Source organism: Streptomyces sp. NPDC030245, from assembly GCF_055572995.1.
The window spans coordinates 61351-76247 of sequence record NZ_JBVICF010000012.1; the positions used below are offsets into that span (position 1 = coordinate 61351).

11 protein-coding genes are annotated in these 14897 nt (G+C 72.4%); 9 read left to right on the forward strand and 2 right to left on the reverse strand.

Features of this window, described 5'->3' with window-relative positions; translation table 11 throughout:
- Positions 1–59 precede the first annotated feature (59 nt).
- From ACZ4Z4_RS29130 to ACZ4Z4_RS29155, 6 genes are all read left to right on the forward strand, one after another.
- Positions 60–518: an Lrp/AsnC family transcriptional regulator gene (locus tag ACZ4Z4_RS29130; protein WP_359357378.1), complete on the forward strand. Its 459-nt coding sequence runs from the start codon at positions 60–62 to the stop codon at positions 516–518.
- Positions 519–619: 101 nt separating this feature from the next.
- On the forward strand, positions 620–1783 hold the full coding sequence (gene mqnE, locus ACZ4Z4_RS29135) for an aminofutalosine synthase MqnE (protein WP_468333686.1): 1164 nt from the start codon (positions 620–622) through the stop codon (positions 1781–1783).
- A gap of 104 nt (positions 1784–1887) precedes the next feature.
- Positions 1888–2193: a DUF4229 domain-containing protein gene (locus tag ACZ4Z4_RS29140; RefSeq protein WP_468333689.1), complete on the forward strand. Its 306-nt coding sequence runs from the start codon at positions 1888–1890 to the stop codon at positions 2191–2193.
- Between the two features lie 357 nt (positions 2194–2550).
- On the forward strand, positions 2551–3930 hold the full coding sequence (locus ACZ4Z4_RS29145; protein WP_468333692.1) for a dicarboxylate/amino acid:cation symporter: 1380 nt from the start codon (positions 2551–2553) through the stop codon (positions 3928–3930).
- A gap of 163 nt (positions 3931–4093) precedes the next feature.
- A complete protein-coding gene (locus ACZ4Z4_RS29150; RefSeq protein WP_468333694.1) occupies positions 4094–4741 on the forward strand; it encodes a TetR/AcrR family transcriptional regulator in 648 nt (215 codons plus the stop codon).
- A 142-nt stretch (positions 4742–4883) separates the two neighbouring features.
- Positions 4884–6503 (forward strand): alpha/beta hydrolase, encoded by a 1620-nt coding sequence (locus ACZ4Z4_RS29155; protein WP_468333697.1) that lies wholly within the window; start codon positions 4884–4886, stop codon positions 6501–6503.
- A 34-nt stretch (positions 6504–6537) separates the two neighbouring features.
- Here the strand turns inward: ACZ4Z4_RS29155 and ACZ4Z4_RS29160 are convergent, their stop codons facing one another.
- Positions 6538–7416, reverse strand: a complete 879-nt coding sequence (locus ACZ4Z4_RS29160) for a helix-turn-helix transcriptional regulator (protein ID WP_468333700.1) — start codon at positions 7414–7416, stop codon at positions 6538–6540.
- 361 nt (positions 7417–7777) lie between these two features.
- Between ACZ4Z4_RS29160 and ACZ4Z4_RS29165 the strand changes: the two genes are divergently transcribed.
- From ACZ4Z4_RS29165 to ACZ4Z4_RS29175, 3 genes are all read left to right on the forward strand, one after another.
- Positions 7778–9190 (forward strand): MFS transporter, encoded by a 1413-nt coding sequence (locus ACZ4Z4_RS29165; RefSeq protein WP_468333702.1) that lies wholly within the window; start codon positions 7778–7780, stop codon positions 9188–9190.
- A gap of 96 nt (positions 9191–9286) precedes the next feature.
- A complete protein-coding gene (locus ACZ4Z4_RS29170) occupies positions 9287–10198 on the forward strand; it encodes a hypothetical protein (RefSeq protein ID WP_468333705.1) in 912 nt (303 codons plus the stop codon).
- Between the two features lie 5 nt (positions 10199–10203).
- Positions 10204–14013 carry an NACHT domain-containing protein gene (locus ACZ4Z4_RS29175; RefSeq protein ID WP_468333708.1) on the forward strand — a complete coding sequence of 1270 codons (3810 nt, stop codon included), beginning with the start codon at positions 10204–10206 and terminating at the stop codon, positions 14011–14013.
- Here ACZ4Z4_RS29175 and ACZ4Z4_RS29180 read toward each other — a convergent pair.
- Positions 14010–14897, reverse strand: a complete 888-nt coding sequence (locus tag ACZ4Z4_RS29180; RefSeq protein ID WP_468333711.1) for an aminoglycoside phosphotransferase family protein — start codon at positions 14895–14897, stop codon at positions 14010–14012. The two genes, ACZ4Z4_RS29175 and ACZ4Z4_RS29180, sit on opposite strands and share 4 nt — an antisense overlap.

Below are 14897 nucleotides of genomic sequence, written 5' to 3' on the forward strand. Positions count from 1 at the left end.
CGCCTTAGATTCTGCACATAGACTCGCGGTATCGCTGAATAATGAAAGGCATCGCACCTATGGACGCCGTGGACAGGCAGCTCATCCAGGCCCTGCGGGAGAACGGCCGGGCCTCGTACGCCGAACTCGGGCGGCTCGTCGGCCTCTCCGGGCCCAGCGTCACGGACCGCATCAACCGCCTCGAGGCGGCCGGCGTCATCACGGGTTACCGCGCGACCGTCGACTCCGCCTCGCTCGGCCTCGGCGTCATCGCCCTCATCGGGATCTCGCTCTCCGACGCCGCGGACCACGAGGACGTGGCGCGGCGCCTGAAGGACCTGCACGAGATCGAGGACTGCTGGTTCATCGCGGGCGACGACTCGTACATGCTCAAGGTCAGGGCCAGCGACGTGGACGGCCTGGAGAAGACGATCCGCCGGCTCAGCGGCACGCGGGGCGTCTCCCGGACGCGTACGACGATCGTGCTCTCCACGAAGTGGGAGAACAGGGTCGGGGAGCTGCCCGAGGAGGAGTCCTAGGCGCGGAGCGCCACATATGGGGGCCCCTCCCGCCCGAAGGGTGGGGGAGTACGGTTGGCGTGAGTTTGTGGCAGGTCGTACGGAGAGGTAAGGGCGAGGGCATGGACGCAGGTCTCAAGCGCGAGCTGGAGCAGAAGGTCCGGGACGGCGAGCGGCTGTCCCGCGAGGACGGCATCGCGCTCTACGAGTCGGACGACCTGGCCTGGCTCGGCGGCCTCGCCCACGAGGTGCGCACCCGCAAGAACGGCGACGTCGTGCACTTCAACGTCAACCGGCACCTCAACATGACGAACGTGTGCACCGCGTCCTGCGCGTACTGCTCGTTCCAGCGCAAGCCGGGCGAGAAGGACGCGTACACGATGCGCATCGAGGAGGCCGTCCGCCTCGCCAAGGCGATGGAGGGCGAGAACCTCACCGAGCTGCACATCGTCAACGGCCTGCACCCGAACCTGCCGTGGCGCTACTACCCGCGTTCGCTGAGCGAGCTCAAGAAGGCGCTCCCGAACGTGTCGCTGAAGGCCTTCACGGCCACGGAGATCCACCACTTCGAGACGATCTCCGGCATGTCCGCCTCGGACATCCTGGACGAGCTGATCGAGGCGGGCCTGGAGTCGTTGACCGGCGGCGGCGCGGAGATCTTCGACTGGGAGGTGCGGCAGCACATCGTCGACCACCGCACCCACTGGGAGGACTGGTCGCGCATCCACCGCCTCGCGCACGAGAAGGGTCTGAAGACCCCGTGCACGATGCTGTACGGCCACATCGAGGAGCCGCGCCACCGCGTCGACCACGTGCTGCGGCTGCGTGAGCTCCAGGACGAGACGAACGGCTTCCAGGTCTTCATCCCGCTGCGCTACCAGCACGACTTCGTGGACATGAAGGACGGCAAGGTCAGGAACCGCCTCCAGGCGCGCACGACCATGGCGTCCGGCGCGGAGGCCCTGAAGACCTTCGCGGTCTCGCGCCTCCTCTTCGACAACGTCCCGCACGTCAAGGTCTTCTGGGTCATGCACGGCCTCCAGACGACGCAGCTCGCGCTCCAGCACGGCGCGGACGACATGGACGGCTCGGTCGTCGAGTACAAGATCACGCATGACGCGGACAACTTCGGTACGCCGAACAAGCTGACCCGCGAGGACCTGCTCGCCCTGATCCGCGAGGCCGGCTTCCGCCCGGTCGAGCGGAACACGCGCTACGAGGCCATCCGCGAGTACGAGGGGCCCGACCCGATGCTGCGCGAGACGCCGCAGGCGATGCGGGTCTGACCCCTTGCCGGGGATGACCCCCTTGCCGGGGGCGAGCCCTCTCATGCTTCACTGGAGAGGCTCGTCCTGCTCGGGCCCATTTCGGAACGGAAGAGTGGATTGACATGCTCCGCTACACGCTGATGCGCCTCGGAATCTTCGTGGGTTGCTTCTTGGTCGTCTGGGGCCTCGTCTACTCCGAGATCCTGCCGCGCGGACTCGGCGACTCGAACCTGCTGTGGGTGCTGCTGCTCTCGCTGGTCATCTCCGCGCCCATCAGCTTCGTGGCCCTGCGCAAGGAGCGCGACCGCGCCTCGATGGACGTCGTCGCGCGCGTGGACCGCGCCAAGGCCAACCTGGAGGCGAACCGCACCCAGGAGGACGAGGCGGACGACGTGGCGCGCCGGCGCGCGCAGGCCCAGGGCTCGTAAGCTTCGGCAGGGCTCGTAAGCTTCGTCACACACTTCTCGGAACCCCGGTTCCGGAGCACACCGCTCCGGACCGGGGTTCCGCGCGTTTCCGGAGGCCGTGCCTCCGCCTACCTCAAACAAGACCTTTGATGTTCTCAAAGCACGAGTGTTAACGTGTTTGTCATGAAGACAGCAGCAGCGCACCGTCACGCCATGAGCGTCCCGCTCGTGGCGCGCCTGCATGTCGACCTCTGCCGCTGCATCTCCGCGGCCTGTCACATCTGAACGTGACCCCCGCTGCGGCGGCGCTGCTGACCCTTCGCGGTCGCCGCTCCCGTACGTCCCCCTCACCCTGACTTTCCCCACCGGAGTGTGTCCGTGTCCGCGAATTCCGCGACGCCCGCCGACAAGGCCAGCAAGCCAGATCCCGACAAGTTCGTGCAGCAGGAGTCCCGCTTCCGGATATCCGAGTACCTGAAGCTGCCGTTCTGGGCGCAGATCCTCGGCGGTCTGGTCCTCGGTGTCCTGCTCGGCTGGATCGCCCGCGACCAGGACGTCGACTGGCTCGTCACCACCCTCTCCAAGGTCGGTGACACCTTCATCGGCCTCCTGAAGCTGGCCGTCGCCCCGCTCGTCTTCTTCGCGATCCTGGTGTCGATCACCAACCTGCGGAAGGTCAACAACGCCGCGCGGCTGGCCACCCGCACCCTGCTCTGGTTCATGATCACGTCGCTGATCGCGGTCGCCATCGGCCTCGCGATCGGCCTGATCACCAACCCCGGCTCCGGCACCGGCCTCACCCCGAAGGACGGCAAGGCCCCCGACCACGCGGGTTCCTGGATCGACTTCCTCACCGGGATCATCCCGACGGACGTCATCACGCCCTTCACCGAGCTGAACGTCCTCCAGATCGTCTTCATGGCCGCCGTCGCAGGCGTTGCCGTACTGAAGATCGGCGACAAGGCCCAGCCGATCCTGGAGCTGAGCGAGTCCGTTCTCGCCCTCCTCCAGAAGGCCCTGTGGTGGGTCATCAAGCTCTCCCCGATCGGCACCATCGGCCTCATCGGCTTCGCCATCGCGGACTACGGCTGGAACCTCATCAGCAAGTACGCGACGTTCACCGCCGACATCTACATCGGCTGCGCCCTGGTGATGTTCGGCGTCTACCCGCTGCTGCTCGCGTTCGTCGCCAAGGTCAACCCGCTCCAGTTCTTCAAGGGCGCCTGGCCCGCCATCCAGCTGGCCTTCGTCTCCCGCTCCTCGGTCGGCACCATGCCGGTCACCCAGAAGGTCACCGAGCGCCTCGGCGTCCCGAAGGAGTACACGTCCTTCGCCGTGCCCTTCGGCGCGACCACGAAGATGGACGGCTGCGCCGCGATCTACCCGTCGATCGCCGCGATCTTCGTCGCGCAGATCTTCGACGTGAACCTGGGCATCAAGGAGTACCTGCTCATCGCGTTCGTCTCGGTCGTCGGCTCGGCCGCGACGGCGGGCCTGACCGGCGCCACGGTCATGCTGACCCTGACCCTCTCCACGCTCGGCCTCCCGATGGAGGGCGTGGGCCTGCTCCTCGCCATCGACCCGGTCCTCGACATGATGCGCACCGCGACGAACGTCGCCGGCCAGGCGCTGGTGCCGGTGATCGTCGCAGCCCGCGAGAAGATCCTCGACCGGGAGGCGTACGAGAGCGCGTCGGCGTCCCCGCTCGACGACTTCGACGAGTCGCCTTCTTCGCGCACGGTGCCTGCGGCCGCCTGAGTCCGGACCGAGTTCTCGGCCGAAGCCCCGCCCCGGGATTACGGGGCGGGGCTTTCCCATGATCGTTGCCCGGTCTCCGTTGACCGTACGCTGGCGGGGGAACGGACAGTGTGGGAAGGCGGGGGCCGGGGTGGGTGTGGGTGAGAGGCGGCGGCAGACGAGGATGCCGCGGGCCGTGCGTGAGCAGCAGATGCTGGACGCGGCGGTGCGGATCTTCGGGCAGCGGGGGTACCGGGCCGCTTCCATGGATGAGATCGCGGAGCTCGCCGGGGTGTCCAAGCCGCTCGTGTATCTGTATCTGAACTCCAAGGAACAGCTCTTCGGCGCGTGCATCCGGCGGGAGGCCGCCGCGCTCGTCGCCGCGGTGCGCGAGGGGGCCGGCGGGGCCGCGGGGGAGCCCGCGGACCGGCAGCTCTGGGACGGGCTGCGGGCGTTCTTCGCGCACACCGCCGAGCGGCCCGACGGGTGGGCGGTGCTGCACACCCAGGCGCGCACGCAGGGGGAGCCGTTCGCGGCCGAGGTCGCCGCGATGCGGGAGGAGATCGTCACCTTCGTGACGTCGCTGATCGCGGAGGCGGCGCGGTCGGCGCACGGTGACCCCGCGCTGCCCGAGCGGGAGGTGGCGGGGCTCGCCCAGGCGCTGGTGGGGGCCGCGGAGTCGCTTGCGGGGTGGGCCAATACGGACGGGTCCGTCTCGGCCAAGGAGGCCGCGGGCACGCTCATGAACTTCGCGTGGGCGGGGCTGGGTGGGCTGATGGAGGGGCGCCGGTGGTCGGCGGCGTCGTCCCCGGCGTGCCCCGTGTCCCTGTGAGGTGCGGCTCGCCCATTTACTCGTGAGTAGCTTCACTTGTCGTTACTCGGCGGTTGTGAGCTGTTCGAGGGATGTGGTCTGAACGGGCGAGGGGCGCGTGCCGCGCTTAGGGTGATCGAGGGGCACACCCTGGGAGGTTGCCGTGCGCAAGGCTTGTGCAGTCGCCGGCGTCACCGTTCTGGTCGTCGCGGGAGCGGGCGTCACGGGGATGTCGGGCGTGCCGGGTGCCGCCGCCGCTGACGGCGGTGGGCGGCCCGACCTGACGCGCTTCTATACGCAGAAGATCAAGTGGGCCGCCTGTGAGGGCGAGACCGAGGCCGTGGCGGAGGCCACGGGCGGCGCCGACGGCATCCGGTGCGGGCACGTGACCGTCCCCATCGACTACGCGAAGCCCGGTGCCGGGACCGTCGACCTCGCGATGATCCGCATGAAGTCCAGCACCGGCGGGAAGCCGCGCGGCTCCCTGCTGCTGAACTTCGGCGGACCCGGCGGGCCCGGCGTCTCCGCGCTCGCGGGGGCACAGAAGGAGTTCGGCTTCCTGAGCAAGGAGTACGACATCGTCTCCTTCGACCCGCGCGGGGTCGGCCAGAGCGCCCCGGTCAGCTGCGGCGACGCCGACCAGAGCACCGACCCCACGGCGGGGAACGCGGAGGACCCGGCCGCCGTGCTGAAGGAGATGCGCAAGGTCGCCAAGGAGTGCGCCGACAGGTCGGGACCCGTCCTGCCGCACATGGGGACCGTCAACGTCTCCCGCGACATGGACGTCATGCGGCAGGCCCTCGGCGACAGCGAACTGAACTACCTGGGGTTCTCGTACGGGACGCGGATCGGTGCCGTCTATGCCGCCCAGTTCCCCAAGAAGGTCGGCCGGATGGCGCTCGACGGCGTCGACACGCTGACCGAGCCCGTCGCCGCCCAGTCCCTCGCCACCGCCGAGGGCCGCCAGACCGCCCTCGACAACTTCCTCACCTGGTGCACGGGGAACGCCGGCTGCGTCTTCGGCACGGACTCGCGCATCGCGCGCCAGAGCATGGTCACGCTCATCCAGGAGATGGACGAGATGCCGTTGCAGTCCATGGACGGCGACCGGTTCACCGGGCAGGACGTCGTCGGCGTACTCAGTCAGGCGCTGTACAGCAGGCAGGCCTGGCCCGCGCTCTCGCAGGCCCTGGGGGCGCTGCTCGCGGACGGCGACCCGAGGGCGCTGATCCGGATGAGCGGCGGGCTCGCCCACGCGGCCGCGGGGCAGGGCACGGATGCCGCGGGGCAGGGCACGGATGCCGCGGGGCAGGGCGCGTATGCCGCGGGCGAAGAGGTGCCCGCGGACAACATGGCTGCCGCCCTCATGGCCGTGAGCTGCGCCGACGACCCCGACCGGCCCGACGCCGCGCGCATAGAGAAGGAAGTCGGCAGGCTCCAGAAGGAGTTCGACGACGCGTCGCCCGTCTTCGGCAAGTCGATGCTGATGCCGGTGCTGCTCTGTTTCGGGCGGCCGCCCGGGACCACCTACATCCGTGAGGAAGTACGCGATGTGAAGACGCCCGAGCAGCTGCTGCTCGTCGGCACGCGCGGCGACCCGGCCACGCCGTACCGGTGGACGGAGGAGACCGCGCGGCGGCTCGGGCCGAAAGCCGTCGTCCTGGACAACAAGGGCGACGGGCACACCGGTTACATGGGTTCGGAGTGCGTGCAGGACAAGGTGAACGGGTTCCTGCTGTACGGCGAGACGCCCAAGTCGGGGAGCTCGTGCGCGGCGGAGTGAGTGCTGGACGGCAGGGGCCGGGGCGGTGGCCGGGTCAGGGCCGCTCGGTCAGTGCGAGCATCGCCCTCTCGTCCGGCGTGCCGCGCGGCGCCTGGTAGACCACCATGCGCTGGCCGCCCGTCCTCGCCAGCGCCATCACCTCGTACGTGAGCGTCATCGGGCCCACCTTCGGGTGTGCGAACGACTTGGTGCCGCCGCCGCGCTCGCTCACGTCGTACCGCTCCCACAGCCGGGCGAAGTCAGGTGACTTCAGGAGGAGTTCGCCGACCAGGTTCGCCAGCTGGGGCGAGTCGGTGTCGGTGCCGCCGATCGCGCGCAGGTCGGAGACGGACTTGGCGACCGTCTCCTCCCACGGCCGGTACAGCTCGCGGCCCACGGGGTGCAGGAAGACGTAGCGGATCATGTACCGCCGCTCGGCGGGCCACTCCCACAGGCCGGGGAACAGCGCCTTGCCGGGGGCGTTCGCGGCGCACAGGTAACTGTGCCTGCTCACCACGTACGCGGGCAGCGGGGCCAGCGCCTCCAGTGTGCGCAACGTGGAGTCGCGGACCGTGTGGTCGGCCGTCGGGTGCGGTTCCGTGAGGCGGCCCGAGGCGAGCTCGGCCAGGTCGCGGAGGCGGTCGTGGGCGTCGCCCGTCAGGCGCAGGGCGCGGGCCAGCGCGTCGATGACTGCGGGGGAGGGGTTCGTCTCGCGGCCGCGCTCAAGCCGCGTGTAGTAGTCGACGCTCACCCCGGCGAGGGTGGCGAGCTCCTCGCGGCGCAGGCCCGGCGTGCGGCGGATCCCCGCTCCGGCGGGGAGGCCCGCCTCGGCCGGGGTCACGCGGGCCCGGCGGGCGCGCAGATACCGGCCCAGTTCCGTTCCGGTACGGGCGGCTCCCGGGGCCGTGGGGGCGCTCGATGTGCTCTCCGTCATCGGCCCATTGTCCCTGGTGGGGCAGGGGGGCCGGGAGTGGTGTGGGGGGCTGTGTCAGGGCCAGGAACGCGGGGCCCCGGTGAGACGCGGCCTGCCACTGCGGGGGGCCGGGGCGGAGAGTGGACGTCGAGGGGGCTCGGGCACCTCGGCCCAGGGGGTGCGTGGCGCCGGGCCGCGGCCGGGGTGACCTGAGCCTTCTCGCACGAAGTGTGCCGTGTTGCTGGAGCGGTGGGTGCCGCTCGGGCTGTCCCGAACGGGGCGTATGGCCCGAGCCCTCTCGCCCAGCTCCGACAAGGGGCCGTACCTGCCCCCGTCCCCGCATCCGTATCCGTATCCGTATCCGTATCCCTGTAGGAGTCCCATGCCCACCGCCGTTGTCGCGCCCGGCCCCACCCGGGCCGGTGCCCGTCCAGCCCGCCCTGCCCCCTCCGCCCACCTCGCGCTCGTCGCCGGTCTGCTCGGGTTCGCCGTCATCACCATCGACGTCACCGCCGTGAACATCGCGCTGCCCGACATCCGGGACACCCTGCACGGGGGCATGGCCGGATTGCAGTGGGTCGTGGACGCGTACACCTTGATGTTCGCGGCGCTGATGCTGTCCGCCGGGGCGCTGGCCGACCGGGCGGGGGCGCGGCGGGCCTACGCGTGGGGCGTGGGAGTGTTCACCGTCGCGTCGCTGGCGTGCGCGCTGGCGCCCGGGATCGGCGCGCTGATCGCGGCCCGGGTCGCCCAGGGCGCGGGCGCGGCCGTCGTGATGCCCGCCTCGCTCGCGCTGATCCGGCAGGCGTACGACGATCCGCGTCGCCGCGCCCGCGCCATCGCGCTGTGGACGGTGGGTGGTTCGGCGTCCGTCGCGGTGGGGCCCGTGCTCGGCGGGGTGCTGACGGAGGCCGCCGGGTGGCGGTCCGTGTTCCTCCTCAACCTGCCCGTGGGCGCGGTGATCCTCGTCCTCCTGGCCCGTGTCGCGCGCTCCCCGCGCCGCCCGGCGCCGCTCGACCTCGCCGGGCAGGTGACGGCCGTACTGGCGCTGGCCGGGCTGGCGTTCGCAGTCATCGAGGGCGGGCACCTGGGCTGGGGCAGCGCTCCCGTGCTGGCCGCGTTCGCCGTGGCCGTCGCCGCCGGGTTCGCCTTCCACCGGGCCGAGAAGCGGCACCCCGCGCCCATGGTCCCGCTCGGTCTGCTGCGGCAGCGGCCGGTCGCGGTCGCCCTCGCGGTCGGCTTCGCGGTGAACGCCGGGTTCTACGGCGTGACCTTCCTCCTCGGCCTCTACTACCAGCAGTTGCGCGGCATGTCGGGCATCGAGGCGGGCCTGATGTTCGTGCCGCTCGCCGCGTTCATCACCGGGTCGAACCTGGTCTCGCCGCGGGCCGCCGAGCGGCTGGGGCGGCGGAAGGTCATCGTCCTCGGGCAGGCGGTCCTGGCGCTCGCCATGTTCGCGCTCGTCCCGCTGTCGGCGGATACGCCGCTGTGGCTCGTCCTCGTCCTGCTCGTGCCCACGGGCCTCGGCGGCGCCTTCGCGGTCCCCGCGCTGACCGCCCAACTCCTCGACAGCGTCCCCGCCGAACGCGCCGGCACCGCCTCCGGCCTCCTCAACTCCCTCCGCCAGACGGGCGGCGCGATGTCCGTCGCCCTCTTCGGAGCACTCCTCGCGGGCGGCGGCGACGGCGGGACCCCGGACTTCTCGCTCCCCGGAATGCACACGGGGCTCGTCGTGGCGGGCGCCACACTCTGCGCGACGACGGTGCTCGCGGCATGGCTCCTCCCACGCGACTGACCCCGCTCGCCCCGGACTTCGCTCCGGCCGCCCGGCACGCTAGCTTCGGGGTGCGTGGCGGTGCAGGGGCGGGCGTATGAGGGGGAGGGGTGGCGGGTGGCGGCATTGTCCGGGGCTCGGCGGGCTGTGGTGTGGTGCGTCGCGGCGGGCGGCGCACTGGTCGCCGTGGGTCTGACGCTGGTGGCGGTCCTGGTGGACCTGGACACCGCGGACCGCACGGCGAGCCTGGTGGGAGCCGTCGCCGGCCTGGCTGGCCTCGGCTTCTCCGCGCACGCGTTGACGCAGGCGGGTGCCGGTGGGGGTAGTGGAGGCGGGGATGTGCATGTCGTACGGGCCCGGGGGCGCGGGGCGGTCGCGGCGGGCGGCGATGTGACGGGGAACGCGTTCGGGGCCCGCAGCAGGACGACGAACAACGCAGAGCGACCGCAGCCGTCTGCGCCCCAGCCGCAGTCGCCGCAGCAGGCCGCGTCGCCGTCGCAGCAGGCCGCGTCGCCGCCGCAGCCGGTCGCGGCGCCGTCGTCGGCGGTACCGGCTCCGTCCCCGACGCAGTCGCCGTCGGAGCCCGCGCCGCAGCCGGTCGCGGCGCCGTCGCCGGTGGTACCGGCTCCGCCCCCGGCGCAGTCACCGTCGCAGCCCGTGCCGCAGCTGCTGTCCTCTGCGCAGCAGCAGCCTCCGCAGTCACCGTCGCGGCCGGCGCCGCCGGAGCGACAGCCGCAGCCCTCCGCGCCGCAGTCGCCGCAGCAGGCCGCGTCGCCGTCGCAGCCGGTCGCGGCGCCGTCGTCATCGGTTCCGGCTCCGCCCCCGGCGCAGTCACCGTTGCAGCCCGCGCCGCAGCCGGACCTCGCGTCCTCGGCACCGGCACCAGCTCCGCCCCCGGCCCCATCCGCCTCGACGCCGCCGCCCCCACCCCCCACCCACACCTCCGCCCAAGGCGACGGCGCCGTGGCCGCCGGTGGGGACGTGCGCGGGAACGCGTTCGGCGATGGAAGTGAGGCCGGGCAGCGGTGAGTTCGATGCGTGATGGGGAAGAGGCCAGCGGGCGGAAGGCGTGGCGGCAGCGCGTCGGGGTGCGGGGCGACGGGGCGATCGGCGCCGGAGGTGCCGTCACCGGGAACGCCATTGGCGCGCACAGCAGCGTCACGCACACGCACATCGAGCAGCAGTTCGTGGTGCAGCAGGCGGGGCCGCCCCCGGGGCCGGGTCCGGTGTCGCCCGAGGAGGTCGGCGAGGCCCTGCGCCAGTACGCCACCCGCGTCCGCGAGTGCTACGGGCGCCTCGACCTGGACGTGTTGATCCCCACGGAGGAGGGCGACCACCCACCGGTCGAGCTGGACGCGGTGTTCGTGCCGCCCCTCGTCCGCGCCGACCCGCCCCCCGTGGAACTGCCGCGCGACCTCCTCAACCGGCTCCTCGAAGCCGGGGAGTGGCCCGCCGATCTGGTGCCGGCGGGCGTGGAGCTCGACCCGCAGACGCTGGAGTACGCACGCCAGGCCTATCTGGAACGCCCCGTGCGGGAGGTACTGGAAGTCCTCGCCGAACCCGACGCGGACCGGACGGTGCTGCTCGGCGACCCGGGGTCCGGCAAGTCGACGCTGGCGCACCACGTGGCGCTGGCGCTGACGGGCGCCGTACCGTCCGGCCCGCTGGAGGCGCTGACGGGCCGGGTACCGCTCGTCGTGGAGCTGCGTGAGTACGCCGCCGCGCCCTGGCGGGACCGTACCTTCGAGGAGTTCTTCGACCATCTGCACGTGACGAAGGGCCTGGCGCCGCCGAGGGCGGTGCTCGGCCAACTCCTCGCCGAGGGGCGGGTCGTGGCCGTCTTCGACGGGCTCGACGAGCTCTTCGACCCGGGCGCCCGCGAACAGGTCAGCCACCGCATCGCCGACTTCGCGAGCCGTTACCGGGCGGCGGGCGTGCGGGTCATCGTCACCTCGCGCGTCATCGGATACCAGCGAGGCGTACTCGAACGCGCCGACTTCGCACACCACATGATCCAGGACCTGAGCGTCGAGCAGATCGGCCGTTTCGCCCGCCAGTGGTACGCGACCGCGTGCCCGCACGACGCCGAGCGCGCCGCCCGCCTGTGCCGCCGCCTGAAGGAGGCGGTCGACCACTCCCGGCCCGTCCGTGAACTCGCGGGCAACCCGCTCCTGTTGACCATCCTCGCCATCATCGGACGTCGGCGTGAACTGCCGCGCGACCGGCAGGGCGTCTACCGGCACGCGGTCGCGGTCCTCGTCGCCCACTGGGACGAGCACGCCAAACACCTGCGCGACCCGGCGGAGGCCAAGGCCCTCTCGTACCTGGGCGACGAGGACCGGCACGAGCTGCTCCGCCTCGTCGCGCGCCGCATGCAGGACGGGCGCGGCGGCATCGCGGGCAACCACATCCACACCGACGAGCTGCTGGCCACGTTCAGGGACTACCTCCGCGAACAGTACGAACTGCCCGCCGCCCAGGCGGTGTCGGCGGCCCGGACGATGGTCCGGCAGTTCCGTGAGCGCAACTTCATCCTGAGCCACTACGGCGGCGGCGTGTACGGATTCGTGCACCGGGCGTTCCTGGAGTACCTGGCGGCGGAGGACATCGACCGCCGGTACACGCGCTACCGCGAGTGGAGCCGGGCGGAGCTCGTCGAGGAGGTCTTCGCCCGCCACGCGGCGGACCCGGCCTGGCACGAGGTGCTGCTGCTCCTGGTCGGGCAGATCGGGGAGCCGGAGGCCGCGGCGGCGATCGACCGGCTCCTGCGCCTGCACGGCGCGCGGACCGGGCGGGACGACACGCGCTTCGTCGTGCTCGCCGTGCGCGCGCTGGCGGAGGTGCGGAGGATCGGACCGCTGGCCGCGCAGAGCCGAGCGGTGGTGGACGCGGTGATCGGGGTGCTGGAGGCGGCCGACCCGGAGAGCGGTGCCCTGCCGGAGCTCGCCGACGCGCTCCCGGCGTTCGGGATGTTCGCGCCCCATTGGAGCGGCCGGTCGCGCCTGTTGCGCTGGTTCCACCTGCGGGGGCAGTACGCGCGTACGGCGGCGTTGTCCGTACGTATCGCCTGCGCGCTGTACCCCGATGCCGCGTCGCACCGGTTCCTGGCGGTGCACGGACACATCGGTCACACCCACGAGGTGCGGAGCGAGGCCATGCGGCAGTTGGCGCGGCGGTGGGAGGGTGAGGCCGCGACCTGGGAGCTGATCCGTGAGCGCGCCGTCGCGGACCGGACCTCCGAGGTCCGGGCGACCGCTCTCCGGCTGTTGGTCGAACACCGCTGGGACGAGCCCGACGTGCGTGAGCTGGTGAGGGAGCGGGCGACCGCCGACCCGGACGCGGAGGTGCGTCAGGCCGTGCTGGCCGAACTCGTGGAACAGCCCAGGGCTGTCGGCATCACCGATGCGATCGCGCTGGCCCGGGACCGCGCGACGAACGACGCCGATCCGTCGGTGCGAGGCCAGGCGCTGCACTTGCTGGTCTGCGCGCGCGGCCCCGGCGACGCGACGTTGCCGCTGGTCAGAGCCGCGGCGGAGGAGGCTCCTGAAGACGACCTGCGGGTGGCGGCGCTGAAGGTGCTCGCGACCCACTGGAGGGCGGACCCCGCCGTCCGGGAGCTGGCCGGCACGGCGGCGGTCCGCGATCCGTCGTCCGACGTCCGGCAGACCGCGCTGCGGCTCCTCGCGATCGGCTGGCCCGATGACCCCGCCACCGAACGGCTGCTGCGCCTGCGGGCCGTCCAGGACCCGGATGAAGAGGCCCGCGCCACGGCGCTGCACACGGTGCTGAACCATTTCCTGGACGGGACCGACCGGGCTCAGAGACTGGCGGGGGACCGGCTGCGGCACGACCCCGCGCTCACTGTCCGCATGGTGGCCGTGGTGCTCTGGCCCTCCGGCGGAAGTGAGGGCCCCGGCTGCCTGGACCCGCTGCGTGACTGTGCGACGGACGACGAGAACATCTTCCTGCGCACCTTCGCCCTGGAACGGCTGTACAAGCTGAGCGGCGACGATCCCGACACGGTCGACCTGCTGCGCCGACGTGCTGTGGCCGACCCCGACGGCTACGTCCGGGGCTTCGCCCTGCGCCTGCTGGCCGAGGCGCGGCCCACGGATGACGCCACCTGGGAGCTGGCCCGGCAGCTGGCGGTCGAGGCGCCCTCCGGGGTCGCCCGGGCGGAGGCCCTGCGACTGCTGGTGCAGTCCCGCGGGGAGGAGGCGGCCACCTGGCGCCTCGTACGCGACCGGGCGGTCGCCGACGCCGACCAGGAGGTCCGCAGCATGGTCGCCCGCCTGCTGGCCGGACGGGACGCCGACACGGATCTCCTCCGCGCCTTCGCCGCCGAGGACCCGGCGCTCCTGGTCCGCCGCGACGCTCTGGAAGTACTCGGCCGCAGGCCCGACAGCGCCGACGGAGGATGGGAGACCATCGCCGACATCGCCGTCACGGACCCCGACGACGGCGTCCGCCACCTCGCCCTCGACCTGCTGGGCGCCCGACGCACCGACGACCCCGCCGTACGGGACCTCATGCGGGAGCGGGTCCGCGCGGACCCGAAGCCCGAGGTCCGCCGCACGGCGCTGCGCTGGTCGGCCGTCGCCGACCCGGCAGACGTCGTCGCGGCGACCGCGCGGGACCGGGCGGTGTCCGACCCGGACCGAGACGTGCGCATCGCGGCACTCGACATCCTGGCCTTCGGCCGGCCCACGCACCCCGCGACGCTGCCGCTGCTCCGGGAGCGGGCCGGGGCGGACGCCGACCCGGAGGTCCGGGTGGCGGCCGCCCGCGCGCTCGCGGCGGCGGAGGCGCTGGCGTCGCCGGCGTCGCTCGGGGCCGAGGACTAGGGGGCGATCAGCCTCTGAAGCGTCGCCCGGCCCGCGCGGCCCCAGGTCACCTTGCCGCCCGGCAGGCCGCGTTCGCCGTTGCGGCCGATGGCGATGAGGACCAGGGCCTGGAGGACGGCCCGGCCCCGGGCGCGCCGGATCGTCGCCTCGTCGGCGCGCGCGTACGCCTCGAAGAAGCGTGACGCCGCGCCGTTGGGCAGCAGCAGCCACGCCGCCGCGAGGTCCAGCGCAGGGTCGCCCGCGCAGAGTTCACCGAAGTCGATGACGCCGGCGAGCGTGCCGTCGGTGACGACGGCGTTCGCGGGGTGCAGATCGCCGTGCAGCCAGACGGGGGCGCCTTGCCAGGGGGGCGCCGTGACGGCGTCCTCCCAGACGGCGCGGAGGGCGGGTGTGCGGGCGCCTGTTTCTGTTCCCAGGTCGCGCAGTTGCTGCTCGAAGACGTGCGTGAGGGTGGGCAGGGGCGCGCCTCGCTCCTGGGTACGGGGCGCGTCTGTCGAGGCCTCCTCGTGCAGCGCCCGCAGGAACTCCGCCAGCGTCTCGGCCGCGTGGTCGGCCTGGCTGATCGGGGTCCGGTCGGCCGGTGCCCCCGGCACCCAGGCGGCGATGGTCCACGGCTGCGGAAAGCGGGGCGTCGGCTCGACGAGGTGTACGGGGGTCGGTACGGGGAGGGTGAGCTTCGGCGCGAGCTCCGGTAGCCAGCGGTGTTCCTTGCGGAGGAGGTCTGGGGCGCGCTCGGTGCGGGGTAGGCGGGCGGCCAGGTTCTTTCCCAGCCGCCAGAGTTCGTTGTCCCATCCCCTGACCGGGGAGTGGATCTCCAGCTCCGCCAGGTCGGGGTGCTGCTCTTTGAGGAGGGTGCGGAGGAGGGTGGGGGTGGTTCCCGTCAT

Excerpts from the sequence above, each read along its gene's own strand:
- ACZ4Z4_RS29130 (WP_359357378.1), top strand. The coding sequence starts at position 60 with ATGGACGCCGTGGACAGGCAGCTCATCCAGGCCCTGCGGGAGAACGGC.
- mqnE (WP_468333686.1), top strand. The coding sequence starts at position 620 with ATGGACGCAGGTCTCAAGCGCGAGCTGGAGCAGAAGGTCCGGGACGGC.
- ACZ4Z4_RS29140 (WP_468333689.1), top strand. The coding sequence starts at position 1,888 with ATGCTCCGCTACACGCTGATGCGCCTCGGAATCTTCGTGGGTTGCTTC.
- ACZ4Z4_RS29150 (WP_468333694.1), top strand. The coding sequence starts at position 4,094 with ATGCCGCGGGCCGTGCGTGAGCAGCAGATGCTGGACGCGGCGGTGCGG.
- ACZ4Z4_RS29160 (WP_468333700.1), bottom strand. The coding sequence starts at position 7,416 with ATGACGGAGAGCACATCGAGCGCCCCCACGGCCCCGGGAGCCGCCCGT.
- ACZ4Z4_RS29165 (WP_468333702.1), top strand. The coding sequence starts at position 7,778 with ATGCCCACCGCCGTTGTCGCGCCCGGCCCCACCCGGGCCGGTGCCCGT.
- ACZ4Z4_RS29175 (WP_468333708.1), top strand. The coding sequence starts at position 10,204 with ATGCGTGATGGGGAAGAGGCCAGCGGGCGGAAGGCGTGGCGGCAGCGC.
- ACZ4Z4_RS29180 (WP_468333711.1), bottom strand. The coding sequence starts at position 14,897 with ATGACGGGAACCACCCCCACCCTCCTCCGCACCCTCCTCAAAGAGCAG.